The following is a 26,824-nucleotide window of genomic DNA, read 5'->3' as shown; positions in this document are numbered from 1 at the left end:
GATAAAATACGACGTGTTGCTTTCATGCCCGGCCCAGCCGGGCATGTCTGTTTCCGGCCTCCGGACAGGAGCGGATTGCCATATCCTGCCTGCGCTGCCTTGCAGACCTGCCGCCCTGGCACAGCAGTCCTTGAAAACTATTCAAAAACAAATCGTGAATAAAAGTTTCTGGGTGCCGCCTTTTCCCAAAAAAGCGGCGTTCACCGAAGCTTTCTGAAAAAAGCATCACCCAAAACATTCAGTACATTTACAGGATGTTTCATAAGCCAGCTTTTCAGCCAGCCCTTACGAAAAAGGGCCCGTACCCAAGGGGAACGAACCCTGCAACACCCTGACGGGCGGATCCCCTACCATCGGCACGGAACCCTGCAGCACAGCCTTACTGGCTGTTGCTGCCGCCAAGGAAGTTGCTGACATCGGAGCCGGTCTGGCTTTTCAGGTTATCCCAGCGCTGGCGCTCTTCGCTCCCGGCATTACGCAGGCTGTCCAGACGGTTTTTCGGGGTATTGCGAATCGCATCCAGACGGTCACGACCGTTCTGGATCTTCTGGTCAACGCGGTCGCGTTCATCCGTCAGCTTCTGCTTTTCGGCATCGCGCGCGCTATCCCAGCGGCCAACCGTGCTGTCATGCAGGCTGTTCATCTTGTTGTCGTAGTCCTGCTTCAGGTTCTGCGGACCATTCTTAAGCGCCTGTTCACGCTGGCTCAGGTTGTTCCGGTAGGACTGCAGACGGTTATCCGCGCAATCGCTCTGCTGCGCCACACGGCCCAGCACATCCCATTTCGGGGTATTCTGGCTGTTGTTACAGTCAGCCGCCATGGCCCCCACCGACCCGGCAACAGTTGCACCAGCCACGGACAGGGCAAGAAGATACGTATGGAATTTCATCAACAGAACCTTGGATCGATTGTTTTCTACAGCACTTTATACAAGCATAGGTCATATATCGGTCAGGAATATGACGATGCGCCCACTCTATGCCTAGATATAGTAACCAATTCCCCAATGCGTAGCGCATGCAGCACATACCTCTGTTCCTGCAGGCGCAGGGAAGGCCGCCCCGCATGGTGGACATGCCGCAATAATGCCACTATGTGAACAGGGGAAAGCACGTCTGCCTGAAATCCCGGTAACAAACCGTCGTAAAAAGGTGGCGGTGCCTGTTCCTGTTCCTTGGCGGTCCCTGTCCCATGTGGAATGAACCTTATCTTGAAACATGCTGCCGTTCGGCCCTGCACCGCCTGAAACTGAGCGGGAATGACGGTCGTCCGGCCAACGTGCCCGACGGGCCCTGCCTGCGCAGGCTGAACGAGATGGGACTGGCCCGCAGCACGGGGGCCGACCGCTTCACCCTGACCGGGGCGGGCGATGCCCGCCACCGGACCGAAATACTGAAACTGCCCGCATGATCAGCCATGACGACATCTGGCGCGCCATCGACCGGCTGGCCGCGGAACGGGGGCTGACCCCCTCCGGCCTTGCGCGGGCAGCGGGACTGGACAGCACGACCTTCAACCCGTCCAAGCGCATCACATCCTCGGGGCGGCCCCGCTGGCCCGGGACCGAAAGCCTGGCGCGCACGCTGTCGGCCACGGGCATTTCGTTTGAAGGCTTCAGCCGGCTGCTGTCCGGGCACCATGACCCCGACGCCATGGCAAAAGCCCATCATTCCCACCTGAAGATCGCCCCATTCTCACAGCTTGCCCACCCTGAACTGTTTGACGAAACCGGCCTGCCGGATGGGGAACGGTGGGAAAAGTGGGAATTCCACGGCATGGCCGATCACCATTCCTATGCCGTACATGTGGATTGCGACACCATGGAGCCGATCTTCCGCAAGGGGGGGACGCTGGTCGTCTCCCCCACCGCCGCGATCCGGGTAAATGACCGCGTCCTGCTTCACACGCCGCAGGGCACCTCATGCTGCGGGCTGGTGACGGAACGCTGGCACGACGCCCCCGTGACCGCCCCCCTGCATGAACTGGTGCGCATAAAGGGACTGGCCGCGATCGAGGGGGAGGAAATCATCGTTGATGGCGCGACCCGCATTCACCGCATCACGATGGCCTGTATGTAACATTGCGTGCAGGCGGTGATATTTTCCGTGCTACCATGACAGGTAGCGGCTGACTTTCTCCCCGATTTACACTATGTCTCGCCCATGACCGACACGCCCCTCTCCCTGATCCGCAATTTCTCGATCATCGCGCATATCGACCATGGGAAATCCACCCTGGCCGACCGCCTGATCCAGGCCTGCGGCGCGCTGACACAGCGGGAAATGACCAATCAGGTTCTGGACAACATGGATCTGGAACGTGAACGTGGCATCACCATCAAGGCGCAGACCGTGCGCCTGTCCTACCCCGCGGAAGATGGCAGGACCTATGTCCTGAACCTTATGGACACGCCGGGCCACGTGGACTTCGCGTATGAGGTCAGCCGTTCGCTTGCCGCGTGCGAGGGGTCGCTGCTGGTGGTCGATGCGTCACAGGGAGTCGAGGCGCAGACACTGGCCAACGTGTACCAGGCCATCGATGCCAACCATGAAATCGTACCGGTCCTTAACAAGGTCGACCTGCCCGCCGCCGACTGCGCACGGGTGAAGGAACAGATTGAGGAAGTGGTCGGCATCCCGGCGGATGACGCGGTGGAGGTGTCGGCCAAGACCGGTCTGAACATCGAGGCCGTTCTGGAAGCGCTGGTCAAGCGCCTGCCGCCGCCCACCGGCGATGCCGAAGCCCCGCTGAAGGCACTGCTGGTCGATAGCTGGTACGACCCGTACCTGGGCGTCATCACGCTGGTGCGCGTGAAGGAAGGGCGCCTGAAACGCGGCATGCGCATCCGCATGATGTCTACCGGCGTGGTGCATCAGGTCGATCAGGTAGGCGTATTCGCCCCGCGCATGACCAACGTGGACGAACTGGGTCCGGGTGAAATCGGCTACATCAACGCCGCCATCAAGACCGTGGCCGATACCAACGTGGGCGACACCATTACCGATGACCGCCGCCCGGCCAGTGAACCGCTGGCGGGCTTCAAGCCCTCCATCCCCGTGGTGTGGTGCGGCCTGTACCCGGTCGTGGCCGATGATTTTGAAAAGCTGCGCGACAGCCTGTCCAAGCTGCGGCTGAACGATGCATCCTTCCACTACGAGGCCGAAACCTCCGCCGCCCTTGGCTTCGGTTTCCGGTGCGGGTTCCTTGGGCTGCTGCATCTTGAGATCATTCAGGAACGCCTGAGCCGCGAGTTCAACCTCGACCTGATCGCCACCGCTCCCTCCGTCGTCTACAAGATGCTGCTGACGAATGGCGAGACGGAGGAGCTGCACAACCCCGCCGACATGCCTGACCTGTCCCTGATCGAGAAGATCGAGGAGCCATGGATCAAGGCCACCATCATGGTGCCGGACGAATACCTTGGCGCGGTACTGACCCTGTGCAGTGAACGCCGTGGCATACAGGCGGACCTGACCTATGTCGGCAACCGGGCCATGGCGGTCTACCGCCTGCCGCTGAACGAGGTCGTGTTCGACTTCTACGATCGCCTGAAATCGGTCACGCGCGGCTACGCCAGCTTCGACTACCAGATGGACGGGTATGAAGAGAGCGATCTCGTGCGCATCTCCATCCTCGTCAATCAGGAACCGGTGGATGCGCTGTCGTTTATCGCCCACCGCTCCGCCGCGGAAACGCGCGGGCGGTCCATCTGCGCCAAGCTGAAGGAGCTGATCCCCCGCCAGTTGTTCAAGATTGCGGTGCAGGCGGCCATTGGCAGCCGGATCATCGCGCGTGAGACCATTGGCGCCATGTCCAAGGACGTGACGGCAAAATGTTATGGCGGTGACATTTCACGTAAGCGCAAACTTCTGGAAAAGCAGAAGGAAGGCAAGAAGCGTATGCGTCAGTTCGGCAAGGTCGAAATCCCGCAGAGCGCGTTCCTCGCCGCACTGAAGATGGACCAGTAACCTCCTGCCCGGCCTGCCCGCGCTACAATAGCGACAGGCCGGGCGGGCATGGCGTTTTCTACTTGCGCCAATGAAAATTGGTGATATGTTCCGCCGCATCGGACACCGCCACCAGACATGGGGGCATACAGTCCGGTACCGGCTGGAGAGATGGCCGAGCGGCTTAAGGCGCACGCTTGGAAAGCGTGTGTACGTTAATAGCGTACCGTGGGTTCGAATCCCACTCTCTCCGCCATGTTCCTTTTTTCCTATAAAATCAGTCAGTTAGATACTGCCGACGTTGCAGTTGTGCATGGTATCGTGACATGTGCATCGTTATATATCGTAAGATATGAACGATATGCACACCATCTTCCAACGCCCCGGTGCCCGGACATGGAGCATGCGCTTTCATGTGCCGCGTAAGTGCTGCCAGGACATAGGCAGGGCTTTCGGTGCCAGGAGCGGGCACAAGGCGGAAGCAATCAAAACTGCTGGGCACGACCGACTGCAAGGAAGCGATGGGCCGTCGCACATTGGTGCCTGAAAAGATACGCAATGAGATAGACACACCCCCTGTCCGGTCCGGGAATTGTTCGCATTATGAATTAATGTCATCGAGACCGTGGATCAGACGAGAGCGATCCGGTTCTCGACGTATCATTTTATGACAGATACCATGGACATGATCAGGCAGGGGGTAGACATTCCCCTTCATCGCAGGGAAAAGCCCTTGCGGAATGCCGGGTCGGACGCGTATCAGGCGCTACGACAGGGCATTGCGGTCAGGGAAGTAAGTAGTTCGTTGGAAAATAGTAATTTAAAGGACAGGACCGGTACGCCAGCAACAGGCAGGATCGCCGTCGTAACAGGGGCTACCGGCGGTATTGGACAGGCACTGGTGCGCCGCATGCTCGGGTGTGGCTACCGCGTTGTCATATTATCCCGACAGGTACAGGCGGACATGCCCGGCGTCACATCGATTGCCTGTGACCTGACCGATATGGACAGCATACGCACGGCTGCCGAAACAATCCTCACCCATGCCCCGCAGCTGGATGTGATCGTACATTGCGCGGGAATCATCACGCCCCGGGCAGTTGGCGAAATGGGCACGCAGGAAATTGCCGACCAAATCGCGGTTGACCTGGCCGCGCCGATTGAACTGACCAATACCCTGTTGCCCGCCATGCGGCGCGGGGGGCATATCGTATTCGTCAATTCCATGGCGGCAGTTTTCCCGCTGGCAGGCAGCAGTGTCTATACGGCCGCCAAATTCGGCCTGCGCGGTTTCGCCCGTGCGCTGGAACAGGAACTGCGGCCCCGGCGCATACAGGTGTCATCCATCTATCCCGCCAGCGTCAATACGCCGATGCTGCGCCGTGAAATGGATGCTGGCGGGTCGATATACAATTTCATCGACCAGCCGCAGGAACCCGATGTCACGGCGCAGCGGATACTGGAATGCTGCGAACGCAACAGCCGGGAAATTTTCAGTTCCGTCTTTGACAAACTGTTCACACATGCCTGCCTGGCGTCGCAGGGGCTGCTCAACCTCAGCCTGCCGGTCATGAAGATTCTGGGCCGGATGGGCTACCGCACCTATAAACGACGCACCTCACGCATGTGACGGATCAGGGATTGCTTCAACCTGCCGGTTCATGAAGCGTCGTACAGATTAAACAGACGTTTCGAATGAAGCTGTTTTCAAAAAGCTTCGAAGAACACCGCCTTTTTGAAAAAAGGCGGTATATGGAAACCTTTGTTCATTTCCGGTCAGCGACGTATCAGGATTTCTCCAGCAGTTCGCGGGCCAGCGCATTATGCTGGCGCGCCAGTGCGGCCGGGTCATGCGCCGTGAACTGGCCATCGCGGATCAGCACCCGGCCATTGACAATGCTGCATGACACCCTGCCCGGCGTACAGAACACCAGTGCCGCCACCGGGTCGGACTGCGCGCCCGCATGGTCGATTCCGCGCATGTCGAACGCCACGATATCGGCGGCCATGCCGGGGGCCAGATAGCCGACATCATGACGCCCCAGCACGGCGGCGCCACCACGGGTTGCCAGTTCCAGCACCTCACGCGCCTGCATCATGGGCCGGTTGTCAGCCGTGGGCAGCAGACGCCCCAGCAGCATGGCCTGACGGGCCTCCCCCAGCATATGGCTGCCATCGTTGGAGGCCGAACCATCCACCCCCAGCCCGACCCGCATGCCCGCCGCCACCATACGGCGCACGGGGGCGATGCCTGAGCCCAGCCGCATGTTGGAACACGGACAATGCGCCATGCCGGTATGGGTCGCGCCAAAACGGTGAATGCCCGCATCATCCAGCTGCACGCAATGCGCATGCCAGACATCGCTGCCGATCCAGCCGGTGTCCTCGGCATATTCGGCGGGGGTCATGTTGAATTTCTCGCGGCTGTAGGCAATGTCGCTGGCGTTTTCCGCCAGATGGGTATGCAGCATCGTCCCCGTTGCACGCGCAAGGGCGGCGGCATTGCGCATAAGGTCGCGACTGACGGAAAAAGGCGAACAGGGGGCCACCGCCACCCGCAGCATCGCAAGCGGTGCCGGGTCATGGTAGGTTTCGATCACGCGCTGCATGTCCGACAGGATGGCGTCCTCATCTTCCACAACCCGGTCTGGTGGCAGGCCGCCCTTGCTTTCCCCGACACTCATCGCGCCACGGGCGGCATGGAACCGTATGCCCATCTGCCCTGCCGCCTCAATTTCATCATCCAGGCGCGCGCCATTGGGAAACAGGTACAGGTGATCGCTGGTGGTGGTGCATCCCGACCACAGCAGTTCCGTCATGGCGGTACAGGCGGACACACGGATCATCTCCGGCGTCAGGCCCGCCCATATGGGATAGAGCGCCTGCAGCCACCCGAACAGGGACGCATCCTGTGCTGCAGGAATGACACGCGTCAGGGTCTGGTACATATGGTGGTGGGTATTGACCATGCCCGGCATCACCACATGCCCCGTCATGTCCATGACATCATCCGCGACGGGCAACGGGTCCGCTGGCGTGCCAATAGCTGCGACCTGCCGGTCCCGCACCAGTACCCATCCCCCTTCGATTTCGCGCCTTGCGGCATCCATCGTGACCAGACGCAGCGCATTCTTGAGCAAAAGGGTGCGGACCATGCAATACCACCATACGGGAAGGGAAAACGTTCCGTATATGCCGGTTTTTACGCATACTGACCATATGGAAGAACATGTCCACCTGGCGGAATCAGGCGCTGCCTGCATGATGGATGCATCCGGTCCACAGGGTAGAAAGACAGTGGATGAACCGGCAGGCTTCCCCCATGTTCCATTAATCGGGACAATCCTGTCGCCACCACAGCATGAAGGAACCAGCACCATGCCAGCAACCCCTGCTCCCCTGCATGTCGATCCACTTGTATGGGGACATGGCCCGCGTAATTTTGAAGCCTTCCTTGAACCGACCTGCCCGTTCTCGTGCCGGGCCTTCAGCAAACTGCCCGACCTGCTGGAAAAGGCTGGCGCGGACCGGATCACCATCAGGATCCGCCTGCAGTCCCAGCCATGGCACATGTTTTCGGGCGTCATCGTAAGGTGCATCCTTGCGGCCTCCACGCTGGAAGGGGGCAAGGAAGCCGCCCGCACCGTCATGGGGGCGGTGGCTGCGCACCGCGAGGAATTCGAATTTACCGATCACTGCGCCGGTCCCAACATGGATGCGACGCCAAACGACATCATCAAACGGATCGAGCGCTACAGCGGCCTGCAACTGGCGAAGGCCTTTGCCGTGCCGGAATTGCAGAAAGCCATCAAATGGCAGTGCAAATACAGCCGTCAGAACGGTATCCACGTCTCCCCGACCTTCATGGTGGACGGACTGATCGATCCCGCCATCAGCAGTGGTGATACGGTCGAGGCCTGGATGGACCGTATTTTCGCGTGAGGGACTGTCGCCAGCCTGAATATCAAAATTTCCGGTGAAGCCTTTTTCAGAGCACGCCAGCACCACCGCCTTTCCGGACAGAGGCGGCACCGCCAGGTCTGGCTGATCTGACAGCCTGGCCTATGCCGTCTTTTTTGCCGGGGTCGTGTGCGAAACATGCGTCGCATGCGCCCCGTACGCTTTTTCTAAATCACTGTTTTATATGGAAAGATGGTGCCGGGTGAGGGATTTGAACCCCCGGCCTTCGGTTTACAAAACCGCTGCACTACCACTGTGCTAACCCGGCATGGCAGCGGAACCCGTCAGGCATGCCGACGGTTCACTGCACCTGTTTCCCCTTTTTGCCGAAATGCCCCATATGGTCAAGCAGGGATTCCGCCCTTTAATGCGCGGCCATCCGGTGCGCCCACACGGCACGGATCCGCTCGCGCTCCGCACGGCTCAGCCCACCGGATGCCGCTGTGTCCGCCGGTCGTGCCGCCGCCGCAGCCCTGTGCGCGCGCGCAGCGCGACGCATGGGGCGGGAGGCATGAGGCGCGATGCCTGCTGCGGGGTTTTCGTTTACCTCCCTGATCGCCTCGGCGCAGGACGACTGCTTGCCCACGCCTGCCTCGATCGTGGGCAAAAGCCCCACGGGGGAGAAGACGAAGCCTGTCAGCACGGATGCCACGGCGCGGCCGATCACCTCCGCCCCGGGCATGATGCTGGGATGCTTCAGCGGACCGGTAATGTGCAGCGGACCGGGGAAGGACGCGATGGCGAAATGGCGCGAGCGTGTCAGCAGGGCATATTTGATGGTGTTGTCACTGAAGTTGATGTCCCCCTTGCCCACCGTGGACGTATCGCCAGTTTCCATCAGCATGGTCTTGGTATGGAACACCCCGTCACGCAGCGGCATGTCCGCGATCAGGCATTTCAGGTCGGTCTTCGCCGGCAGGCCAAGGGCGGACAGCAGCGCCTTGCCCAGTTCCAGCCCCAGCAGGTCAGGCAGGATGGCGGAAATATCCCCGCCTTCATCCAGCGCCATGGTCACGCCGCCATTGCCATCGCCCACGATCTGGGCCAGCGACTGCCCATGGCCATGGACCATGATATGGCCGCCGATCGTTCCCTGCCCCTGATAATTGCCCAATGCCTGCATGAGGCGGGAAAGGTCGATCTGCTCCATGTCGATACGGATGCGCGCGTCAACGCCATTACCCTGCGGCACGAAGGTGCCGCTGCTGGCAAGCCGGCCCTTGCCCACGCCAAAGCTCAGATGGTGGACATCGATCGTCCCGTCCTGGATATCGACCAGCGCATCAATGTTATCCAGCGGCACATGCCGGTTTTCGATATGGTCCCCATGATAGGCCAGATGCACGTTGGTGGCCTTCAGCTTGGGCATATTGATGGGCGTGGTGGGCAGGACGGCACCACTGGCCTCATGCGCCTTCTGTTCCGCCGCCTGCTGCGCGGTGGAGGGACGGTCCCCCGGCGTGGCCCCGAAAAAACCGCCAAGGTCCGCCAGGTCCACATGACGCGAATGCAGTTCGGCATCCACGAATGTCACGACCTGATGGGGATCGACGCTCAACGTGCCGCCAAGGTCGCTAGAACCGACCATGCCCTCGAAATCATGAAAACGCACGCGCCGGTCATGGTAATCAAGGCTGCCCGCCACATGGTAGGCAGGCGTCTGCGGGATCACCACGCCGGTCAGCGGATACAGCAGCGACATGTCCGGCCCCGCCAGTGTCAGCCGCAGGCGCGCGCCCCGGAACGACATCGGGTCATCCACCGATCCCACCAGCGTCAGGCGCGTGGGACCGTGATGCACCTCGACATCCACGGGATAGGGTTTCGTCCTGTCCGCCAGTGATACCAGCGCCCCACCGGAAAAACGCCCCGTAATGGCCTGCCCGGTATAGGTACCGCGCACATCCGCCACGATACGCGCCTGCGCATCCCCCTTCGCGGGAGTGGTGTGCACCTGCGCACGCATGTCGCTGCGCAGACCCGCATGCACGAAATGCAACTGCCCGTCGGCAATGTTCAGTTCGCCAATCCGCGGCATGGCGGTAGACCCGCCATCACCGCTGCCGGGAAAATGGTAATTGGCCGTGCCGTCACGCCTTTCATCCAGTTCCACAACCGGCCTGTCCAGCGCGATGACCGGCAGGTCGACCATTCCCCCCAGCAGGTGCCACAGGTTGATCCCCACCATCAGATGGTCCGCCGTGGCGAAGGGTGGCAGGGTGGCGAACCCGTCGGGTTCGTCGATACGCACGTCATCCGCGGTGATGCGGATCACGCGGCCCGGATGGACATGCAGATGCGCAATCGTGACCCTGCGGCCCAGCGCCGCCTCCGCCCGGCGTTCCACCAGCGGGATGAACCAGTCCCATGACCAGAAGATGACCAGCGCCAGGACAGCCACAGCCAGAACCCCCAGCACCGGAAAGCGTATCTGCGCCAGCACGCCACGCCGCTGCGTTCTGGATGATCCATCCTGACGGTCCGGTTCTGGCATGCCGCGTGCGCTCCTTGTGCAATGACGGGTACGATATCAGATGAACGACTGGCCGTATGTGGAGTTGCGGCCCCTGCCCGCACCCTTAACCACCCACGGTTAACGGCAGGTTTGGACTGGCGCACGGCGCGCGTGTCCTGTATGCGGTCAGGCAATATCGTTCCCCTATGCTAACCCGATTGTCGCGAGAGGTCACTGTCATGCCCGCCTATCGTTCCCGCACTACGACCCATGGCCGCAACATGGCCGGTGCGCGCAGCCTGTGGCGTGCAACCGGCATGAAGGACGGCGACTTCGGCAAGCCGATCATCGCCATCGCCAATTCGTTCACGCAGTTCGTGCCCGGTCATGTCCACCTCAAGGACCTGGGCCAGCTTGTGGCGGGCGCCGTGGCCGAAGCCGGCGGCATTGGCCGGGAGTTCAACACCATCGCCGTGGATGACGGCATCGCCATGGGCCATGGCGGCATGCTGTACAGCCTGCCGTCGCGCGAACTGATCGCGGATGCGGTGGAATACATGGTCAACGCCCACTGCGCCGACGCGCTGGTGTGCATAAGCAACTGCGACAAGATCACGCCGGGCATGCTGATGGCGGCGATGCGGCTGAACATCCCGACCATCTTCGTCTCTGGCGGGCCGATGGAAGCGGGCAAGATCATCAATAACGGCACCGAACAGCAGGTTGACCTCATCACGTCGATGGTGGCCGCGGCCAATTCCGATGTCAGCGATGAACAGTCGGCCACGATCGAACGCTCCGCCTGTCCCACCTGCGGGTCATGCTCGGGTATGTTCACCGCCAATTCCATGAACTGCCTGACCGAGGCGCTGGGCCTTGCACTGCCGGGCAATGGCAGTCTTGTCGCGACCCATGCCGACCGCCGCGAACTGTTCGAGCGCGCGGGCCGCGAGATCGTGGGCCTTGCCCGTCGCTGGTACGAACATGACGATGCCACCGCCCTGCCGCGCAGCATCGCCACCAAGGCCGCGTTTGAAAACGCCATGTCGGTCGATATCGCCATGGGCGGGTCCACCAATACCGTGCTGCACCTGCTGGCGGCGGCGCATGAGGGCAAGGTGCATTTCACTATGTCCGACATCGACCGCCTGTCCCACAAGGTGCCCAACCTGTGCAAGGTCTCGCCATCGCGCATGGATATCCATATGGAAGACGTGCACCGCGCTGGCGGCATTCCCGCCATCATGGGTGAACTGGCCCGCATGGGGCTGCTGAACATGGAAGCCCCCAGCGTGCATGCCCCCGATCTGGGTGCAGCCCTGGCCAGATGGGATATCAGCACCAGCACGGCCGATGAGGACGCACGTACCTTCTTCCGCGCGGCTCCCGGCGGCGTACGCACCACGGAAGCATTTTCGCAGGCCAGCCGATACAGGGCGCTGGATACCGACCGCGCGAATGGCGCGATCCGTGACGCGGAACATGCCTACAGTCAGGATGGCGGTCTTGCGGTCCTGTTCGGCAACCTTGCGGAAGATGGCGCCATCGTCAAAACGGCGGGCGTGGCCGACAACCTGCTGACCTTCACCGGGCCTGCCCGTATTTTTGAAAGTCAGGATGCCGCCGTGTCCGCCATCCTCGGCAACGAAATCGTGGCAGGCGATGTGGTGGTCATCCGCTACGAAGGGCCGAAGGGCGGACCGGGCATGCAGGAAATGCTGTATCCGACCAGCTACCTGAAGTCCAAGGGGCTGGCCGAAAAATGCGCCCTGATCACCGATGGCCGCTTCTCCGGCGGCAGTTCGGGGCTGTCGATCGGCCATATCTCGCCCGAGGCGGCGGAAGGCGGCATCATCGGCCTTCTGCATGAAGGCGACACCATCGAGATCGACATTCCCAACCGCATCCTGCGCACTACCGTCACGGATGCAGAACTGGCCGCCCGCCGCGACGAAATGGAAGAGCGCGGCGACCGGGCATGGCAGCCGGACCGCACGCGCGAGGTTTCGGTCGCCCTGCAGGCCTACAGCGCCCTGACCACCAGCGCCGCGCGCGGGGCGGTGCGTGATGTCAGCCAGCTTGGACGCCGCACCAGCCGCTGACGCCTCCGGCGCACTGCGACAGACAACGCCCCGGCGGGACAGACTCCCGCCGGGGCGTTGTGCGTTCTGCGGCTATGCCTCGCGGAAGGCGATGGCCTTGTGCCCCATGCGGCGGAAAGTCGCCGTCACCCGCTGCTTCAGCGCCACCAGATCGGGAAGGATGGCGTTATGCATTGAGCGGACGCTGTCATGAGTTGCGTAAAAACGCAGCGAGGAGGCAATGCCCGTTATGATGGCCGCCCCCACGAACACGCCATCCACTTCTATGATCTTTGACTCAAACATGGTTTCCTGACCCATACCATCGGTCTGCCAGCCCGCGTGGTTCCCCATGGGGCGAACCGTCCCGCATGCTGCCGCCGACAGTATTCTTCTGATTTCCGTTACCCGCCGCAAACGCGGCAGGCAAGTGGAAGTTCCCCCGTCGCAAACCCGCAAAAACCTGTTTCTACAGGGGGTTGCCGGATACGGCCTGCGGCATGCGACAGGACATCCCGACACCTTACGGTAGCGGGAATGCAGGCCTGAAAAAGACGATTATTATGGCATTTCCATGACTTCTGGAAATATGGCAGACAGATATCAAAGAAATACATGATGTACATGACGGAACTGAAATATTTATCTTTCAGTGATAAAGTATATGAACCTTCCGGTCTGTCTCCGGCCCCTTCATGCACATGATGGTATCTGGCTTCAGGTCTTGCACGACAGGCACTGGACTGCCCATATTGCGTAAGGCTGATATGCCGCCGCCACCCCGTGACAGTCGGGGAAGAAAGCGGTTCCCTGCCACCATGACAGTCAATCCAGACCCTACACAGACCGGTGCACTCTCTTGCCTAGCCTGACACGTCCGACCTTTCCCGCATTTCCCGCCCTGTTCCATGGCGCATTGTATGGCGCGGCCCTGTGCCTTGCCCTGTCGGGTGGGACAGGCGTGGCGCATGCCGCATCCACGACCTATCCCGCACCCATCATGGGCACGGAAACGACCGCGCATGCATGGGGCATCGACACGCGCTTTGCCCAGACAGTGCCTTGCCAGGTCGAGATGACCATAAACCAGTCGGTTTTCATGGCGCATATGCCCGAGATGATTCGGGCTGGCCTGTTCAATACACAGGTCACGCCCGCCCTGCAGAAGCAGGCGCCACGTTATCTTATGAACACATTGCAGATGGACGTGACGCCGGGGTTCGTCCACACGCTGTTTACCCAGCACGGCGCGCCCGCACGCTGCCATTTCGCATGGTTCTACACAGCCCCGGACGGGACGCGCCATCCCATGGTGAGCTTTGACATGACCCGTCAGGCGCATGATCGCATCGACTGGGCGCATCTGCGTTTTGGCGACATGTTGACGGCAGCGCAGAACCCGGTGGTGGACCGGGAATTTGACGTGCAGGTCAATCAGGAAACGATCGATGTGACGATTGCGCTGTCCAGGAATGGCGAGATACCGGATCTGCCCAGCCCCACCAGTGCGACAGGGTCACGCGCGCCCTAGGAACTGTCTGAAAAGTCCGGAAATGCCGCCTTTTTGAAAAAAGGCGACATCCCCAAGATTTTTCTGTTTTCTTATCAGTAGGTTATTTCAAAATACTCTTTTAGTGGCCATGCCCATTGACCATCTGGATGACACGATCGGCCACCGCCACGATCACCAGTAAGATCGTTACTATACGCAGGCCAAGGCGAAGCACGCGCTTGCGCCCCGTAAGCGGCAGGTCCCGACGATGCAGGATAAAAGGCCCCGACTGGTCAGGGTTTCCCGAATCAGGTTGGTCGGCCATTGCCCTGCCCCATCAGATGTTTCATGGATAGGCCCCGTTTTAACAGAACATATGGATAACGCCAGACCGTGTCCCGACGCTGCCCTGCCCTATGCATGACACGGTATGTCCTGCCTTTCCTGATCGGCCTCATGGCCCTGGTCCTGCCCCATGCCGCACGCGCCGAAGGGTGCGCGGAACTGGGCGCGGGACAGCAGCTGCCCACGCTGGACAATGCGAAGCTGTCGCCCCGGACGCAGCTTCTGTGCAATGCCCGGTACGCCGTGCTGTATTCCGGCCTTGCGCGCGAACCCCTGTGGTCGGCGGAACATCTGGATGCCGCCATGGTCCGCGCGGCCATGTCCACCCCACGACGGGGCGAATTCCATACCGACCCGCGCATTGCACCAGGTGAACAGTCGGAACTGGAGGATTATGTCCGGTCCGGCTTTGACCGGGGGCATATGACCCCGTCGGGCGATATGCCAGATGAACAGACACAGGAAGAAACGTTCCTGCTGTCCAACATCGTGCCACAACGCGCCGCGCTGAACCGGAGCCGATGGGCGGAAATCGAATCGGGGGTGCGCAGACTGACCCTGCGCGAAGGCGAACTGTATGTGGTGACCGGCCCCGCCTTCCATGCCCGCACCCTGTCTGCCATTGGAAGGGATCGCGTGCTGGTACCCACCTCGACATGGAAAGCCGTATATGATCCCCGCCGTGAACAGACGGGGGTATATGTCTGCCATAATGTGTCGCGCGCGCCCGGCTGCAGTCATGTCAGCGTGGCGGAACTGACCCATATCACCGGGATCGACCCCTTTCCCGCCCTGCCCGCACGTATGAAGCAGGTCTGCATGACGCTCCCCTTTGGTACGACGCGCGCACGGAGCACAACCCGTCACCGCCGTAGCACCCGCCATACCTATTACCGGTGGTGGTAGGTCCATTTTTCGCAGGAGACATGATCATGACCACCCATCGCCCGACACCACAACACGACACGCCCCTTGTCCCCTTCGCCAATAACAGCGACAGCCGCACCATTGGCGGCATGACGGTGGAAAACGGCACCGACAGCATCGCCTTTTACGGCCAGACGGATCTGAGCCGCGATAAGGCCGGGCTGGAACGCGCGCAGGCGCTGCTGGCCTTCATGCAGCAGGTCGTGAGTACACTCGAAGCCCAGAAGAACCTGCCTGACGCATTGCCGCCGCGCACACCGACCAGGGTCGCCAATCCCTTTGCCTGATCCGGCATGCTGACCGTATGGGCCTGATGCACAACGGGGCCGGTCCATTGCTGGACCGACCCCGTTGAAAAACCCGTATCCCGTGGCATGCCACGGGAAAAGCAGGATCAGCGCTTGCTGAACTGGAAGGAACGACGTGCCTTGGCGCGACCGTACTTCTTACGTTCAACAACACGCGAATCGCGCGTCAGGAAGCCGGCAGCCTTAAGGATGCTGCGCAGCGCGGGTTCGTAATGGGTCAGCGCGCGGCTGATGCCATGACGGACCGCACCGGCCTGACCGGACAGACCGCCACCAACGACCGTGCAGTACACGTCGAACTGGTTGTAGCGATCGGCAACCAGAAACGGCTGGGTGATCAGCATGCGCAGGACCGGGCGGGCGAAGTAGGTGCCGACCGGACGGCCATTGACGATGATGTCGCCCTTGCCCGGCTTGATCCACACGCGGGCGACGGCGTCCTTACGACGGCCCGTGGCATAGGAACGGCCCTGCGCGTCGCGCTTGGCTTCATAGACGGGTGCGGCTTCCTGCGAGGAGGTTACCTGACCGGAAGCAACGGCTTCCTTGAGGTCGGCCAGCGTGCCTGTACGTTCTTGGGTTTCAGACATGGAGTTTAGCCCCCGACCTTCTGGGTGTTGACGGCGTTCTTGCGGTTCATTGACGCAACATCGAGAACCTGCGGCTTCTGCCCTTCGTGCGGATGTTCGCTACCGGCATAGACATACAGGTGCTTCATCTGCGCGCGCTGCAGCGGGCCACGGGTGATCATGCGCTCGACCGCCTTGCGCACGACATCGCCGGGGTTCTTGCCGGTCAGGCGCTGGGTGATGGTGCGTTCCTTGATCCCGCCGGGGTAGCCGGTGTGGTAGTGGAACAGCTTCTGGTCCACCTTGTTGCCGGTCAGGCGGACCTTCTCGGCGTTGATGACGACAATGTTGTCGCCGCAATCAACATGCGGGGTGAACTGGGGCTTGTGCTTGCCGCGCAGGCGCTGGGCGATGATTGCCGCCAGGCGACCCAGGACGAGGCCTTCGGCATCGATCAGGGTCCAGCCACGCGTCACCTCTGCGGGTTTCAGCGAAAGTGTGGTCTTCATGGATTCAGTGTTCCGTCCAGTAATGTAGCGGTAACAGGTGGCGCGTTATCATCCGTACGCGACGCAAACGTCAAGCACATAATCCCGTACAGGCGGCATTTTTCCGGTAAAAAAACGTATGTGGTATCATGATACCGCACATCTTTCCGCAGTCCCTGCCCCACTGGCGATTGCCCAAGGGGGCTGGAATGCGATAGCACTCAGTTCAAGGTCATTACGGATATCAGGCTCGTGAAGAAACTCTATCCCGCCATTCCCCTGCTTATACTGGTGCTGCTGGTCGGCAGCTGGGGGGTGCATCACTTTGCCCAACGCAGGCTTGAGGCCGGCATTGCCGACTTCAGGGCCTCGATCGGGCCTGACGCCTCCTTCAGCTACGCCACGGCCCGGCCGCGCACGCTGGCGCGCGGCGCGCACTTCACCGCCGTGACCTACCACAACCCCGCCATGACGCTGATCGCAGCGGACGTGCGGCTGGGTGGCCTGACCGGCAACAACGTGCAGGGCGAAAAGATCGGCAGCCTGGTGCTACGCGATGTGAAGGTCATGACCGCCAGCAACACCATATCGCTGGACCAGGTGGAACTGGGCAACCTTGTCCTGCCCAATACCGCACGGGTGACGGGTGACATGGCCCGCCCGCTGGGGTTCGATTCCCTTGTGCTGGACCGGGGGGCGTTCACCAACCTGCATGTGGCGATTCCCGCCAGCCAGACGGATGTGACCATCGGGCGCATGGCCGTCAGCCAGTACGGGACGGGGCGGTCGTCGCACCTTGATCTTGACCGGCTGGCGACCCAGATCAACCTGACGCCGACGCGCCGCATCTCCGTCGAGCATATCGTGGTGGATGGCCCGGATTTCGCCAGCGAGGTCGCAAGCCTAATCCAGTCGGGGCACCTGGTTCATGAACGCCATCCGCAGACCATGGACCTGAAGAAGGTCGAAATCGACAGCACCCACCCCATGCTGCAGATCGACCATGTCACCACGTCGCGCTTCTCCACCGAAACCGAAGACAAGATGGATACGAAGCTGGACCACCTGACCCTGTGGGCCACCGGCACGGACAACCCCTCCATCCTCAACGCCTTCGGCTATGACCATTTCAGCGGCAACCTGCACGCCAACAGCACCAGCGACCGCAGCGCGGGCCGCGTGCATCTGGAACCGCTGACCATCGAATCCCCCGATATGGGCAACCTGACCATGGTGGCCGAACTGGACCAGATCCCGTTTGACGACATGGCCATCATTCCCGAAACCGCCCGCATCGTCTCCGCCGCGATGACGTGGGACGACCTGTCGCTGGCCAACCATGTGGTGGCGGGACTGGCCAAAAGCCGGAACATGGATGTGGATACCTACCGACAGAACCTGCTGGCCGCGCTGGCCACGTCCGATGATGCGTCGATGCGCGCAATGGGCCGCTTCCTGCAGTCGCCGCAGGACCATCCGCTGCAGATCGCCCTGCGCCCGATGAAGCCAGTCAACCTCATGATGCTGGGCGTTGCCCTGTCCATGGCGGGGGACCCCTCGGTCGCAGCACCCCTGGGCCTGACCATTTCCACACCCTGATGCCCGATGGCGGGCCGGTCCATGTCATTGGCGCGACCGGCCGTTCGGGACTGGCGCTGTGCCATGCGCTGAACGCGCGCGGACGGGCCATCATTCCCATCGTACGCAGCCTGCCCCGATGGCAGGCAACGGGCATGGCCTGTCCTGCCCGCATGGCCGACCTGCTGGCTGATCCCGCTGCGTTGCGGGCGGCACTGGCAGATGCCACATCCATCGTGCTGACCGCCCATGCCCGTCATCTGCCCGCCGTACTGGCGACGGCCCCTGACACGGCCCGGATCGTGGCACTGGGCAGTACGCGCATCTTCACCCGCTGGCCCGACGCGCATGCAAGTGGCGTGCTGCACGGCGCGCAGGCTCTTTCCCGGTCGGGGCGGAACGGCGTTCTTCTGCACCCCACCATGATCTATGGCGCGACAGGGGAAGACAATGTGCAGCGTCTGGCCGCCCTCATGCACCGGCTGCCCATCCTGCCGCTGCCCGGCGGCGGGACATCACGCATCCAGCCCATATGGCAGGACGACGTGACACGCGCCATCCTTGCGGCACTCGACCGCCAGTGGGACGGCCCCCACAGCCTGATCATTGCAGGTGGCGACCAGGTCACCTATCGCGATTTCACGCGCCACGTCGCCTGCGCTGCAGGCATGCGGCCCCGCCCCGTTATGCCCGTGCCCGGATGGCTGCTGATCGCGGCGGCCCGGCTCCATCCGCCCGGCCTGCCACGCATCATGCCCGCCGAGGTGCGGCGCCTGCTGGAAGACAAGATTTTCGACATTACCCCCATGCGCACGCAGCTGGGGCTTGTGCCCACACCGCTGGCAGTGGGGCTGGAACGCACGTTCAGACGACCCGGTTAACGCAACCTGCCGCCAGACGTCGTATTCATCATTTTATCAGGAAAAAGGGTTGGGGCGAACGACGGGGCTTCGCACCACTTCATCATAAGTCATTATAAATCAATAACTTAGCATCAAAAACTATGACGTTTTGGCCTGTAGCGTTACGTCAATGACGCTACACCCAGACACATACGCTGGTGCCATATGCAAGCGGTCATAGGCAAGAGACACGACAAAAAAGGGCAGCATTATACGAGAAGCTGCACACTGCCGCCTTCCATAAGATGCTGCCCAAAGAAGCCTGTATTTTAGCTTCTGGCGTTCCTGTCTGTTCAGGCCGGTGTTAGCGACTCAGGGAATACAAACGCAGCCTGTGCGGTATCCTGAGCAGCTGTAGTGGTCTGACGCCGCTGTAGGAACTTGCGGATACCGCTACGACTCCGGCCTTTGTCTTTGGCTATTTGCCGGATTGGCACGCCTTCACCATGTCGCCTGAGAATGTCGCACGCTTCCGCATGAGTAATGCGAGGCATGGCTTTTCCTGCCCTGCTTCTGCCCTTCGCGGCCATATCAGCCATATTTTCGGCCTGTGTTCCGACTCGAAGATTACTAAGGCGAACGTTGAGCGGGTTATCATCTCTGTGCATGACAACCTTCCCTTCAATCGACCACCCTGCAAGCTCGGCTTGAGCACGGTGGACAAGAATCATCTTTCCTTGATGCCGAATCTGCGGGTAGCCATCACTATCGCATGGACCGCGCCAAAGTCCGGTATCAGGGTCGGTATGGTATGTAATGGCTTCAGCCAAACCTAGTCCGCGGGGGCGCTGTTTCCTTTTCTGCTTTGTCTCTGATGGTTTACTGGTCTTGTCGTGGCTGTTTTTGTCAGCCGGGTATGCAGTGAAGCTGTTTCTGGTCAATGTCCTTTAGGCGGTTGGCACCACAGAAAGGCATCGGCAGAAGCCCGCTCAATGAAAGCAGGCCGTCAGCTATAAACAACGGTATCGTGGTCTCCTTATTCTGCGGCGTGTTGTTTTTCGTGGATCAATATGTGTCAATGTGCTGCGCTTTACATTCAGAGCGGTGACACAGTTAGGCTCATGTCAGACAGGCTCACCCATGCGGGTCTGTCTCACATAAACCTAACCTGATTACGCAGGGCGGGATGGTCAGGATTTCCCTGAGCCACTCCCTTTGGGCTGCTTATCTTCTAGGGCTGTTATTTCGGGTCTGTGCGGCCAAATAGGTCCGCATTCCCCATGTTTTCGGTCACATCCAACAAGGCAGTGCCCAGCGTTTCGACCAGTGCAGCCATGTAGGCGGCTCGTGCGGGCGTCCATGTGACGGAGGTCGTGGTATGCCTTGGCAGCGTCGTGCCCAGCACCTCCGCCAATTCAACGCAGCGTAGAATGTCCTCCCGGTGATCGGTGCCGGGGAAAAGTGCTGCACGTTACAGGGTAGAGCGGTGACACGACCGCGCTCTCATCGGCCACACATGATATGAGAATATGCGTGTGGTCGGTGACAGGCGGGCTTGCCCCTTATTCTTCACTTTCGAGGGGCGCTTCTCTTATACGAGTGCTATTTCGTATATATCTTGCTAACTAAATGATACCATTAAGCTTTTCGGCGATTTCAACCACTGGTTTTCTTGCTCTCTTTGTAGCCGTAGGCCGTCAGCGGGCTGAGCCTCACAAGGGTCTTTCCACATCGGTATCTGCCGGGTCAGTATTAACCCGATCAGCAATAGTGTTGACTGTTGGCTCAATAGCCAATGATCATCATCCTTATATCTATGCTCCTATGAATATGGTTAATCGTGGTAGGATGAATATTGAGGTATGATCCTCATGATTGTGACCTACCGACCACCCTCATACCTATACATACCTTAGGGGTGTGTCTCTAATACGAGTGCTATTTACCCAATATCGGCGTAACACTTTCTAACTATTAAGGAAATTAGACTTATCCACAGATAACCCATCTGGCGAGCCAAGGTATCCAAAAGCTCCGTAGGATTTCCGCTGGGTAACTTCTCTCGGCGTTACGCTGAACAACAACAACGGCTTAAGGGCCTGCTTTGGAAGTGAGTCCGGTCGGGCTTTCTGGCCGTCTAGTGGACCGTTTTGAGTCCCGAAAAGGTATCCAACCATATCCGCGTATTTCGCAGCCATGCATTTTCGGAATCGTCGTGATTCCAGATTATGCGTGGTCTGTCCGTCTGTTCTGCCTGTATCAAATCAGACAACGAACGATGACAGGAATGCAACGCCATGCAGAAAGCAGTCGCATACGTCCGGGTGAGCACGGCCAAACAGGGCAAGAGCGGTCTGGGCATGGATGCGCAGCTTGCGGCCATACAGCATTTTGCCCAGGCAGAAGGCTTCAGCGTGGTGGAAGTGTTCACGGAGGTCGAGACCGGCAAGGGCAGCGATGCGCTGTCAAAGCGGCCACAGCTCCGCAACGCGCTGGACAAGGCCCGGGTCATGCAGTGCCCGGTGATCGTGGCAAAACTCGACCGTCTCAGCCGTGACGTGGCGTTCATCGCTGGCCTGATGGTGGAGCGTGTCCCGTTCATCGTGGCCGAGCTTGGCAAGGATGCCGACCCGTTCATGCTGCATATCTGGGCTGCCATGGCTGAGAAGGAGCGCCGCATGATATCCGAACGGACCAAGGTGGCCCTCGCTGCTGCAAAGGCCCGTGGCGTCGTTCTGGGTGGAAATCGTGGCGGCCCGGCACCGGACCATGCGAAGGGCACAGCGGCCATTCAGGCGAAAGCTGCGGCGTTCAAGGGCCATGTAGGGCCGATCATAGCCGACCTTCACGCCAAAGGGCTTTCCCTGCGGGCCATTGCTACCGAGTTAATGGACATGGGCATCAAGACCAGCCGTGGCCGTGAGACATGGACCGCAGCGGCAGTAAAGCGGTGTCTTGATCCCGACCAGAATGCAGCCTGCGCATAAGCATCGTCATCATTTCATGCTTGTTATGAATAAGTGTATAGACATTAATTGAGATCGGGTTGGGTGTGGGCGTATGACGGCATGGAAATAGGATTAAGCAGGTAAATCCATACCATCATCACCTTACATCCAGAATGCAGCCCTGATACATTACATATGATGGTGGATCATCTTCACCCACACACCCAGCACATACGGTATGGATGTATGATGCGGGTTGGATGATGATGATAATGATGATTATCCATTTTCCCCCTTTCCTACGTCGATCTTCTAGAGGATACCCTTAGGAGGATAAGTGGAAAGGTTTCGGACCATAATGGATGCACCACAGGCCACATTCCAGAAGCGAACACCATCACATCCTCACGACACTGAGGAATTGCAGGAAGCCCGCACGCTGTCCCTTGGTCGCCGCCCGCACGGTGAAGCAGCGGAAAAGCTCGTGGCCGAAGTAGCCGAGGTTATCCGTCCGCTGATTGCACGGGCAGGAATGCCGACGACAGCAGCTCCCAAAAGAGACCGTGACAAGGGCCAGGAGCGCCGCATAACGGAGACCGGCATCATTCTTGCAGGGCTGATGCGCAGCGGATTCCGTGGAGATTGGCAGGCTGTGCATGAAGGCTCCGCCCGCTGGTTCTGGGATAAAGGCCGCGCTCTACCGATGGGCCATAATGCCTTCTGGAAGAAAGCTCACGCCATGATTGAGCTTGGCTTATTGGATTATGTGCAGGGTAAAGGCTGGAAGAACGCTTGGGGGGACATGCAAGGCGAGGAAGCCCGTATAAGGCCCTCAGCAGCCCTCTTGCAGCTTGCGGAGTCGCGCGGGTGCAATCGGACCACAGCCGTTACAGACTGGCCTTTACGGCATCCTGCGCCCGTCTTATCGGACTGTCAGCCTGTTAGCATCAAGCCGTTTCCCGGCGCAGCGCAACCACATGACATGGTGCCTCAATCGCTTACGGATTTCATGGCGCGTCTATCCGCTGCCGTGGGTTGCCATAGCATAGCAGGATGCGCCGCCCCGGTATTCCAGATGCGATTTACCGGCTCTCTAGATTTCGGAGGGCGGATATATGCCAAGGGCGCAGATAACTACCAAAACAGTCTACATAAGGCGGACAGGCAGTTCATCACGATAGACGGTGAACCTGTGGCCGAGGTCGATATCTCCGCCTCTTTCCTGTCCATTGCCTTGATCCTGTCAGGCGGGACAGTGCCGGATGGTGATCTGTATGACCTACCTTGGGTGGCACCGTCACACCGCACCGCCGTTAAACAATGGTTTGTGGGCACGTTCGGAATTGGCAAACCGTGCGCCCGTTGGCCCAAGAGCACACCGCCCGATATTCGGGATAGCATCGCCGCATCCGCTATAAACAAGGCCGCTATACGGCGGTATCCGTTCCTGTCTGACCTGAGCAGGCTTGTGCCAGCCGAGATAATGGCAACCGTGCCAGAGGACTACCGCCCGAGAGCTGTAGGGCAATTCCTAACGTGCGTAGAAGCCCAGATCATGCGTAGGGCGATGGGCTGGATTATGGACCAAGGCGGCATTGCCCTGCCCATGCATGACGCATTGATCGTGCCCCGGTCATGGGCTGACAGGGCGCGTGAGGCAATCGTGCGGGCCAGTAAGGAACGGCTGGGGCAGAGAATGGCTGTCACGCAAAAGCAGTCATAGAAATACGTTTCGATTGCTTTAATCTGCGAATGAACTGTGGAGTTATGCGCTATGTCTTTTTCTCTCAATGCCCCATGGACCAATGTGGACGTTAGCACGCTTCTGGCATCTGTCCCTGACACCTACAATTCACGTCTTGTGGTCTACAAAACGGGTTTAGTGGACATCATAAATACGGAGATCGCGTCTACCCCTTATGATTTACTGCACGCATATTTTGAGACCTATCAAGCCGGAAACGGCTATGCAGGACCGGCGGGCGCGGCGGATGATGAGCATGTGTCAGACATAGCGGACAAACTGAGAAAAAACTGGCCCAACCTACAAGGCGACGCTTACCTAGATCACTGACGAAGCGCCCACCTCCAAATCCCCCGAAGTGACCATTGAGACCTTCACGAAGCTGGACGGCACCTTGCAGAAAGTCCGTGTGGTGGAGATTGAAGGCAAGCCTTGGTTCGGATTACGCGATGTGTGTAAGTGCCTTGGCATTTCGCACCATAGATCGGCCCAGGGCCTTTCAGAAGGTGAAATGGTTGTATCGGATACAACCTTTGGCCGAGGGTCGGCTCCCCGCGTCATTTCCGAAGGTGGCCTCTATCGCCTTATCATGCGCTCAGACAAGAAAGCTGCAAAGCCGTTCCAAACTTGGGTGACACAGACCGTCCTCCCTACGCTCCGCAGGGAAGGTGTTTATGTCCGTGATGAGGAAAAGGTGGCGGATGCATCGAGTGTGGAGGACCTGGACAGCCTGAACGATATGATCGTGGGGCTTATGAAGCGCAAGACGGAGCTGCTTGAGGTCCGTTTGGCCGAGAAAGAGGCCATTATTTTTCGCAGGAATAACGGAAGCTAAGGGCATCCAGCATTTCCAGCATCGGGTTGGAATACTGTTTAGCTAGGTCTGGGTGTGCATCACCCCACAGAGCGACGGCTTTGGCCATATCAACAGGAGTAATTTTTGGAAAACCAGACAATATGCACAATGAAATTGTAATGCTCTTGGAGATAAATATAGAATTTGTGTTGTCGAAATCTTTTTTTGTAGATGATCCAATTCCATATTTACCCATAGAATCACTATGATCATCATACCATTTTGCTAAGTCTATTTGTAATTTCATGTATTCTTGTATGGACATAGCTGTCCCCAAGCACATCCCCAAAAAGAGCGCATCCTCTTGCGTTTTCGGGGCAAAAGTTGGGAGAACGCGGCAGCCTATGACCAGTTCCTCTCCTACGCTCCGTGCATAAGCCGTGGGCGGCATAAACACAGCGGCAGATAGTGCGAGGGCAAGACAGCTATATATCAGCGCAACCGATCTAGTTTTCATAATCGTTCAATGTCTCTTAAATCGCCGGAGCTACGTCCGCATCGCCTGCAACACCACATCGGCAATGCCTCTATCGCCCATTTCCATGATTGCCCGGTTATACACGGACCAGTCAAACCGCTTGGCCGCATACGTGTTGGTCGCCAACGTCACGGGCTTATGCCCAAGCAGGTGATCCAGCACCAGGTCGGAACAGCTATCCGCCCCGTTGGCCTCCGCCTGCTTGATGAACGTGGCGAAGCACCGGCGGAAGCTGTGGAAGTCCACCGCGTTATTCTCACCCAGCACGGACTTTAGGAAAGTGGCGTAGCGTTTGGACAGGTAGTGTCCCGGCTTATTGTCACGTCCGCCCGGTTTGCACTCTGGGAAGATCATAGCATCCGCTGCGGGCTGCGCTGGAAGGTCCGCAAGCCGCTGCTCAATGACTGCCTGGGCAATCGGATGTAAGGGCACTTCCCGAACGGATGAGCGTGTCTTGCTCACGTTCTCAGTGACGGATATGCGCCAAAGCTGCCCCGGATGCTGCGGACGGATAACGCGGCCCACGGTGAGACTCGCAAGCTCATTCTGGCGGCAACCTGTGAGTGGTGCCAGCCGGAGCATGTCGTAAATCACCCGTGCCCACGGTCCACGATTGGGCTGCGTCATGCGCTCCCTTGCCTGCGTGAGCAACCGGACAAGCTCATCATCTGTGTATGGCCGTTTCTCGCCACGGGCACGGGTCGAAAGGCTAATCTTCCGCTTGAGGCCCCGCGTTGAGCCTGTCCACGGATTGACCTCCGCGTATCCTACGTCTTGCGCCCATTTCCAGAACGTATTCATGGTGGACAGGTGAAAGCCGACCACACGCGGGCCGAGTCCGGGCAGCTTTTCCAGCCACTCCCGAAAATGCCCCGCTGTTTTCCTGTTTATGCGCTCTATCGGAATGCTCCGAGCGTATCCCTCCGGGTCGCCCGTCTCGATCCCTGCGGCTTGCGCGAGGTGCTGTCCTAAGCGCGAGAGTGCCAGATGATGGCGGTCTATCAATTGCTTAGTTACTACGCCGTCAATCTGAGGAAACCAGCGGTCTAGCAGAATACCCAGCGGTGTAGCGGTCCCGGAAGCAATAGCCTGCGCCTGCTGACAGGCTTCACGGGCCGCTTTATCTCCTGCTGGCCCGCCTATGCGCTGTGCAATCCGCTGGGCAGATTCGTGCAGCGACTCCCGGACCACATCGGCCCCGAAGTCACGATCTGATATGCTTTCGCTGACAATGACACCTGTGGCCGGGTCGTCATTCCGGTAGTAGGGCGCTCTGTAGTCGTCCGCTTCCTCAAGTGCTTGCCGTGCCTGTAGGGCTTGGTCCGTTAGCTGCTGCTGTAAATCACCACAGGCGGGCGACCAATCACCATGCAGCGGAGGGAGACCATGGGCGACAAGGGCCGCGTCAACATCCGTGCGGATAGTCGCCAGCTTCGCATCACGCCTCAACAGGGCTTGCCGGTAATCCTTGGTGTAGAGGGATTTGACTATATCCCTGCGTATCCCGGCGCGGGCCGCTGTCGCCCTGCCCACATCCTGCCAGCGATCCTGCGGAACAATGAAGCGCACATAGTAAGTGCTGCCCCGCTTGGTCATGTTGTGCATGTCCTGCTCACCCTTCACGTTGCGTGTGGGTGTGACGCTAGACATATGACGCACAGCTACAGACCAATGACACAGAATTGTCTAAGCTACTGATTTTTAAGGGAAAATGAGAGTTGGGGCGAACGACGGGGATTGAACCCGCGACAACCGGTACCACAAACCGGCGCTCTACCAACTGAGCTACGTCCGCCACAACTGCGC

26 protein-coding genes and 3 tRNA genes are annotated in these 26,824 nt (G+C 59.5%); 17 read left to right on the top strand and 12 right to left on the bottom strand.

Annotated features, from left to right (window positions below; genetic code table 11):
- Positions 1-43 precede the first annotated feature (43 nt).
- On the top strand, positions 44-217 hold the full coding sequence (locus HNO79_RS12365; protein WP_214165332.1) for a hypothetical protein: 174 nt from the start codon (positions 44-46) through the stop codon (positions 215-217).
- Between the two features lie 162 nt (positions 218-379).
- On the opposite strand, the gene HNO79_RS12360 is transcribed toward HNO79_RS12365, so the two are convergent.
- Positions 380-889 (bottom strand): hypothetical protein, encoded by a 510-nt coding sequence (locus tag HNO79_RS12360; protein WP_010514635.1) that lies wholly within the window; start codon positions 887-889, stop codon positions 380-382.
- Positions 890-1,191: 302 nt separating this feature from the next.
- Between HNO79_RS12360 and HNO79_RS12355 the strand changes: the two genes are divergently transcribed.
- The 5 genes from HNO79_RS12355 to HNO79_RS12335 all read left to right on the top strand — a co-directional run bounded on the left by HNO79_RS12355 (position 1,192) and on the right by HNO79_RS12335 (position 5,577).
- Positions 1,192-1,410, top strand: a complete 219-nt coding sequence (locus HNO79_RS12355; RefSeq protein WP_010514634.1) for a hypothetical protein — start codon at positions 1,192-1,194, stop codon at positions 1,408-1,410.
- Positions 1,407-2,078: a helix-turn-helix transcriptional regulator gene (locus tag HNO79_RS12350; RefSeq protein WP_010514633.1), complete on the top strand. Its 672-nt coding sequence runs from the start codon at positions 1,407-1,409 to the stop codon at positions 2,076-2,078. The genes HNO79_RS12355 and HNO79_RS12350 overlap by 4 nt, the downstream gene beginning before the upstream one ends.
- A gap of 84 nt (positions 2,079-2,162) precedes the next feature.
- Positions 2,163-3,968 (top strand): translation elongation factor 4, encoded by a 1,806-nt coding sequence (lepA, locus tag HNO79_RS12345; protein ID WP_010514632.1) that lies wholly within the window; start codon positions 2,163-2,165, stop codon positions 3,966-3,968.
- Between the two features lie 144 nt (positions 3,969-4,112).
- Positions 4,113-4,203 (top strand) — tRNA-Ser (locus HNO79_RS12340).
- Positions 4,204-4,626: 423 nt separating this feature from the next.
- Complete coding sequence (locus HNO79_RS12335; RefSeq protein ID WP_244987535.1) at positions 4,627-5,577, top strand: SDR family NAD(P)-dependent oxidoreductase; 951 nt, start codon at positions 4,627-4,629, stop codon at positions 5,575-5,577.
- A gap of 157 nt (positions 5,578-5,734) precedes the next feature.
- Here the strand turns inward: HNO79_RS12335 and HNO79_RS12330 are convergent, their stop codons facing one another.
- Complete coding sequence (locus HNO79_RS12330; RefSeq protein ID WP_214165331.1) at positions 5,735-7,102, bottom strand: 8-oxoguanine deaminase; 1,368 nt, start codon at positions 7,100-7,102, stop codon at positions 5,735-5,737.
- A 223-nt stretch (positions 7,103-7,325) separates the two neighbouring features.
- Here HNO79_RS12330 and HNO79_RS12325 point away from each other — a divergent pair, with 223 nt between their 5' ends.
- Positions 7,326-7,889 carry a DsbA family protein gene (locus HNO79_RS12325; protein WP_214165330.1) on the top strand — a complete coding sequence of 188 codons (564 nt, stop codon included), beginning with the start codon at positions 7,326-7,328 and terminating at the stop codon, positions 7,887-7,889.
- A gap of 211 nt (positions 7,890-8,100) precedes the next feature.
- Here HNO79_RS12325 and HNO79_RS12320 read toward each other — a convergent pair.
- Together HNO79_RS12320 and HNO79_RS12315 are read right to left on the bottom strand one after the other, a co-directional pair.
- Positions 8,101-8,175: transfer RNA gene (locus HNO79_RS12320), tRNA-Thr, on the bottom strand.
- A gap of 96 nt (positions 8,176-8,271) precedes the next feature.
- Positions 8,272-10,401: an AsmA family protein gene (locus HNO79_RS12315; RefSeq protein WP_214165329.1), complete on the bottom strand. Its 2,130-nt coding sequence runs from the start codon at positions 10,399-10,401 to the stop codon at positions 8,272-8,274.
- 200 nt (positions 10,402-10,601) lie between these two features.
- Here HNO79_RS12315 and ilvD point away from each other — a divergent pair, with 200 nt between their 5' ends.
- Positions 10,602-12,464 (top strand): dihydroxy-acid dehydratase, encoded by a 1,863-nt coding sequence (gene ilvD / locus HNO79_RS12310; RefSeq protein WP_214165328.1) that lies wholly within the window; start codon positions 10,602-10,604, stop codon positions 12,462-12,464.
- A 72-nt stretch (positions 12,465-12,536) separates the two neighbouring features.
- Here the strand turns inward: ilvD and HNO79_RS12305 are convergent, their stop codons facing one another.
- On the bottom strand, positions 12,537-12,749 hold the full coding sequence (locus HNO79_RS12305) for a hypothetical protein (protein WP_042658869.1): 213 nt from the start codon (positions 12,747-12,749) through the stop codon (positions 12,537-12,539).
- Between the two features lie 553 nt (positions 12,750-13,302).
- On the opposite strand from HNO79_RS12305, the gene HNO79_RS12300 reads away from it, so the two are divergent.
- Positions 13,303-13,974: a hypothetical protein gene (locus HNO79_RS12300; protein ID WP_244987534.1), complete on the top strand. Its 672-nt coding sequence runs from the start codon at positions 13,303-13,305 to the stop codon at positions 13,972-13,974.
- Positions 13,975-14,074: 100 nt separating this feature from the next.
- On the opposite strand, the gene HNO79_RS12295 is transcribed toward HNO79_RS12300, so the two are convergent.
- Positions 14,075-14,260 carry a hypothetical protein gene (locus tag HNO79_RS12295; protein WP_214165327.1) on the bottom strand — a complete coding sequence of 62 codons (186 nt, stop codon included), beginning with the start codon at positions 14,258-14,260 and terminating at the stop codon, positions 14,075-14,077.
- 95 nt (positions 14,261-14,355) lie between these two features.
- Between HNO79_RS12295 and HNO79_RS12290 the strand changes: the two genes are divergently transcribed.
- Positions 14,356-15,186 (top strand): DNA/RNA non-specific endonuclease, encoded by an 831-nt coding sequence (locus HNO79_RS12290; protein WP_010514618.1) that lies wholly within the window; start codon positions 14,356-14,358, stop codon positions 15,184-15,186.
- A gap of 26 nt (positions 15,187-15,212) precedes the next feature.
- Complete coding sequence (locus HNO79_RS12285) at positions 15,213-15,494, top strand: hypothetical protein (protein ID WP_234448367.1); 282 nt, start codon at positions 15,213-15,215, stop codon at positions 15,492-15,494.
- A 107-nt stretch (positions 15,495-15,601) separates the two neighbouring features.
- On the opposite strand, the gene rpsI is transcribed toward HNO79_RS12285, so the two are convergent.
- Together rpsI and rplM are read right to left on the bottom strand one after the other, a co-directional pair.
- Positions 15,602-16,105 carry a 30S ribosomal protein S9 gene (gene rpsI / locus HNO79_RS12280; RefSeq protein ID WP_025439615.1) on the bottom strand — a complete coding sequence of 168 codons (504 nt, stop codon included), beginning with the start codon at positions 16,103-16,105 and terminating at the stop codon, positions 15,602-15,604.
- A 5-nt stretch (positions 16,106-16,110) separates the two neighbouring features.
- Positions 16,111-16,593, bottom strand: coding sequence for a 50S ribosomal protein L13 (gene rplM, locus HNO79_RS12275; protein ID WP_010514614.1), 483 nt, complete (start codon positions 16,591-16,593; stop codon positions 16,111-16,113).
- Positions 16,594-16,824: 231 nt separating this feature from the next.
- On the opposite strand from rplM, the gene HNO79_RS12270 reads away from it, so the two are divergent.
- Both HNO79_RS12270 and HNO79_RS12265 read left to right on the top strand, forming a co-directional pair.
- Entirely contained in the window at positions 16,825-18,171 is a 1,347-nt protein-coding gene (locus tag HNO79_RS12270) for a hypothetical protein (RefSeq protein ID WP_010514613.1), read from the top strand.
- Positions 18,171-19,031 carry an SDR family oxidoreductase gene (locus HNO79_RS12265; RefSeq protein WP_214165326.1) on the top strand — a complete coding sequence of 287 codons (861 nt, stop codon included), beginning with the start codon at positions 18,171-18,173 and terminating at the stop codon, positions 19,029-19,031. The genes HNO79_RS12270 and HNO79_RS12265 overlap by 1 nt, the downstream gene beginning before the upstream one ends.
- A 314-nt stretch (positions 19,032-19,345) precedes the next feature.
- Here HNO79_RS12265 and HNO79_RS17515 read toward each other — a convergent pair whose 3' ends face one another.
- Complete coding sequence (locus tag HNO79_RS17515) at positions 19,346-19,723, bottom strand: HNH endonuclease signature motif containing protein (RefSeq protein ID WP_408885670.1); 378 nt, start codon at positions 19,721-19,723, stop codon at positions 19,346-19,348.
- A gap of 1,566 nt (positions 19,724-21,289) precedes the next feature.
- Here HNO79_RS17515 and HNO79_RS12255 point away from each other — a divergent pair.
- The 4 genes from HNO79_RS12255 to HNO79_RS12240 all read left to right on the top strand — a co-directional run bounded on the left by HNO79_RS12255 (position 21,290) and on the right by HNO79_RS12240 (position 24,519).
- Positions 21,290-21,979, top strand: coding sequence for a recombinase family protein (locus HNO79_RS12255; protein WP_214165324.1), 690 nt, complete (start codon positions 21,290-21,292; stop codon positions 21,977-21,979).
- 319 nt (positions 21,980-22,298) lie between these two features.
- Positions 22,299-23,663: a hypothetical protein gene (locus HNO79_RS12250; RefSeq protein ID WP_214165323.1), complete on the top strand. Its 1,365-nt coding sequence runs from the start codon at positions 22,299-22,301 to the stop codon at positions 23,661-23,663.
- A gap of 51 nt (positions 23,664-23,714) precedes the next feature.
- The gene (locus HNO79_RS12245; protein ID WP_214165322.1) at positions 23,715-24,014 is read left to right on the top strand and encodes a hypothetical protein; all 300 of its coding nucleotides are present in this window, start codon (positions 23,715-23,717) and stop codon (positions 24,012-24,014) included.
- A 28-nt stretch (positions 24,015-24,042) separates the two neighbouring features.
- Positions 24,043-24,519: a BRO-N domain-containing protein gene (locus HNO79_RS12240; RefSeq protein ID WP_214165321.1), complete on the top strand. Its 477-nt coding sequence runs from the start codon at positions 24,043-24,045 to the stop codon at positions 24,517-24,519.
- Here the strand turns inward: HNO79_RS12240 and HNO79_RS12235 are convergent.
- From HNO79_RS12235 to HNO79_RS12225, 3 genes are all read right to left on the bottom strand, one after another.
- The gene (locus HNO79_RS12235) at positions 24,491-24,997 is read right to left on the bottom strand and encodes a hypothetical protein (protein WP_214165320.1); all 507 of its coding nucleotides are present in this window, start codon (positions 24,995-24,997) and stop codon (positions 24,491-24,493) included. The two genes, HNO79_RS12240 and HNO79_RS12235, sit on opposite strands and share 29 nt — an antisense overlap.
- 30 nt (positions 24,998-25,027) lie before the next feature.
- Complete coding sequence (locus tag HNO79_RS12230; protein ID WP_214165319.1) at positions 25,028-26,614, bottom strand: tyrosine-type recombinase/integrase; 1,587 nt, start codon at positions 26,612-26,614, stop codon at positions 25,028-25,030.
- A gap of 123 nt (positions 26,615-26,737) precedes the next feature.
- Positions 26,738-26,813, bottom strand: a tRNA-His gene (locus HNO79_RS12225).
- Positions 26,814-26,824 lie beyond the last annotated feature (11 nt).

Source organism: Komagataeibacter oboediens (assembly GCF_018491655.1).
Classification (GTDB): domain Bacteria; phylum Pseudomonadota; class Alphaproteobacteria; order Acetobacterales; family Acetobacteraceae; genus Komagataeibacter; species Komagataeibacter oboediens.
The sequence above is the reverse complement of the archived record's forward strand: the minus strand, read 5'-3'. Positions and strand labels throughout refer to the sequence as shown.

Excerpts from the sequence above, each read along its gene's own strand:
- HNO79_RS12350 (WP_010514633.1), top strand. The coding sequence starts at position 1,407 with ATGATCAGCCATGACGACATCTGGCGCGCCATCGACCGGCTGGCCGCG.
- HNO79_RS12330 (WP_214165331.1), bottom strand. The coding sequence starts at position 7,102 with ATGGTCCGCACCCTTTTGCTCAAGAATGCGCTGCGTCTGGTCACGATG.
- HNO79_RS12245 (WP_214165322.1), top strand. The coding sequence starts at position 23,715 with ATGTCTTTTTCTCTCAATGCCCCATGGACCAATGTGGACGTTAGCACG.
- HNO79_RS12255 (WP_214165324.1), top strand. The coding sequence starts at position 21,290 with ATGCAGAAAGCAGTCGCATACGTCCGGGTGAGCACGGCCAAACAGGGC.
- HNO79_RS12305 (WP_042658869.1), bottom strand. The coding sequence starts at position 12,749 with ATGTTTGAGTCAAAGATCATAGAAGTGGATGGCGTGTTCGTGGGGGCG.
- lepA (WP_010514632.1), top strand. The coding sequence starts at position 2,163 with ATGACCGACACGCCCCTCTCCCTGATCCGCAATTTCTCGATCATCGCG.
- HNO79_RS12355 (WP_010514634.1), top strand. The coding sequence starts at position 1,192 with ATGTGGAATGAACCTTATCTTGAAACATGCTGCCGTTCGGCCCTGCAC.
- ilvD (WP_214165328.1), top strand. The coding sequence starts at position 10,602 with ATGCCCGCCTATCGTTCCCGCACTACGACCCATGGCCGCAACATGGCC.
- HNO79_RS12335 (WP_244987535.1), top strand. The coding sequence starts at position 4,627 with ATGGACATGATCAGGCAGGGGGTAGACATTCCCCTTCATCGCAGGGAA.
- HNO79_RS12365 (WP_214165332.1), top strand. The coding sequence starts at position 44 with ATGTCTGTTTCCGGCCTCCGGACAGGAGCGGATTGCCATATCCTGCCT.
- HNO79_RS12290 (WP_010514618.1), top strand. The coding sequence starts at position 14,356 with ATGACACGGTATGTCCTGCCTTTCCTGATCGGCCTCATGGCCCTGGTC.
- HNO79_RS12325 (WP_214165330.1), top strand. The coding sequence starts at position 7,326 with ATGCCAGCAACCCCTGCTCCCCTGCATGTCGATCCACTTGTATGGGGA.
- HNO79_RS12360 (WP_010514635.1), bottom strand. The coding sequence starts at position 889 with ATGAAATTCCATACGTATCTTCTTGCCCTGTCCGTGGCTGGTGCAACT.
- HNO79_RS12295 (WP_214165327.1), bottom strand. The coding sequence starts at position 14,260 with ATGGCCGACCAACCTGATTCGGGAAACCCTGACCAGTCGGGGCCTTTT.
- HNO79_RS12265 (WP_214165326.1), top strand. The coding sequence starts at position 18,171 with ATGCCCGATGGCGGGCCGGTCCATGTCATTGGCGCGACCGGCCGTTCG.
- HNO79_RS17515 (WP_408885670.1), bottom strand. The coding sequence starts at position 19,723 with ATGATTCTTGTCCACCGTGCTCAAGCCGAGCTTGCAGGGTGGTCGATT.
- rplM (WP_010514614.1), bottom strand. The coding sequence starts at position 16,593 with ATGAAGACCACACTTTCGCTGAAACCCGCAGAGGTGACGCGTGGCTGG.
- HNO79_RS12315 (WP_214165329.1), bottom strand. The coding sequence starts at position 10,401 with ATGCCAGAACCGGACCGTCAGGATGGATCATCCAGAACGCAGCGGCGT.
- HNO79_RS12285 (WP_234448367.1), top strand. The coding sequence starts at position 15,213 with ATGACCACCCATCGCCCGACACCACAACACGACACGCCCCTTGTCCCC.
- HNO79_RS12250 (WP_214165323.1), top strand. The coding sequence starts at position 22,299 with ATGGATGCACCACAGGCCACATTCCAGAAGCGAACACCATCACATCCT.
- HNO79_RS12230 (WP_214165319.1), bottom strand. The coding sequence starts at position 26,614 with ATGACCAAGCGGGGCAGCACTTACTATGTGCGCTTCATTGTTCCGCAG.
- rpsI (WP_025439615.1), bottom strand. The coding sequence starts at position 16,105 with ATGTCTGAAACCCAAGAACGTACAGGCACGCTGGCCGACCTCAAGGAA.
- HNO79_RS12235 (WP_214165320.1), bottom strand. The coding sequence starts at position 24,997 with ATGAAAACTAGATCGGTTGCGCTGATATATAGCTGTCTTGCCCTCGCA.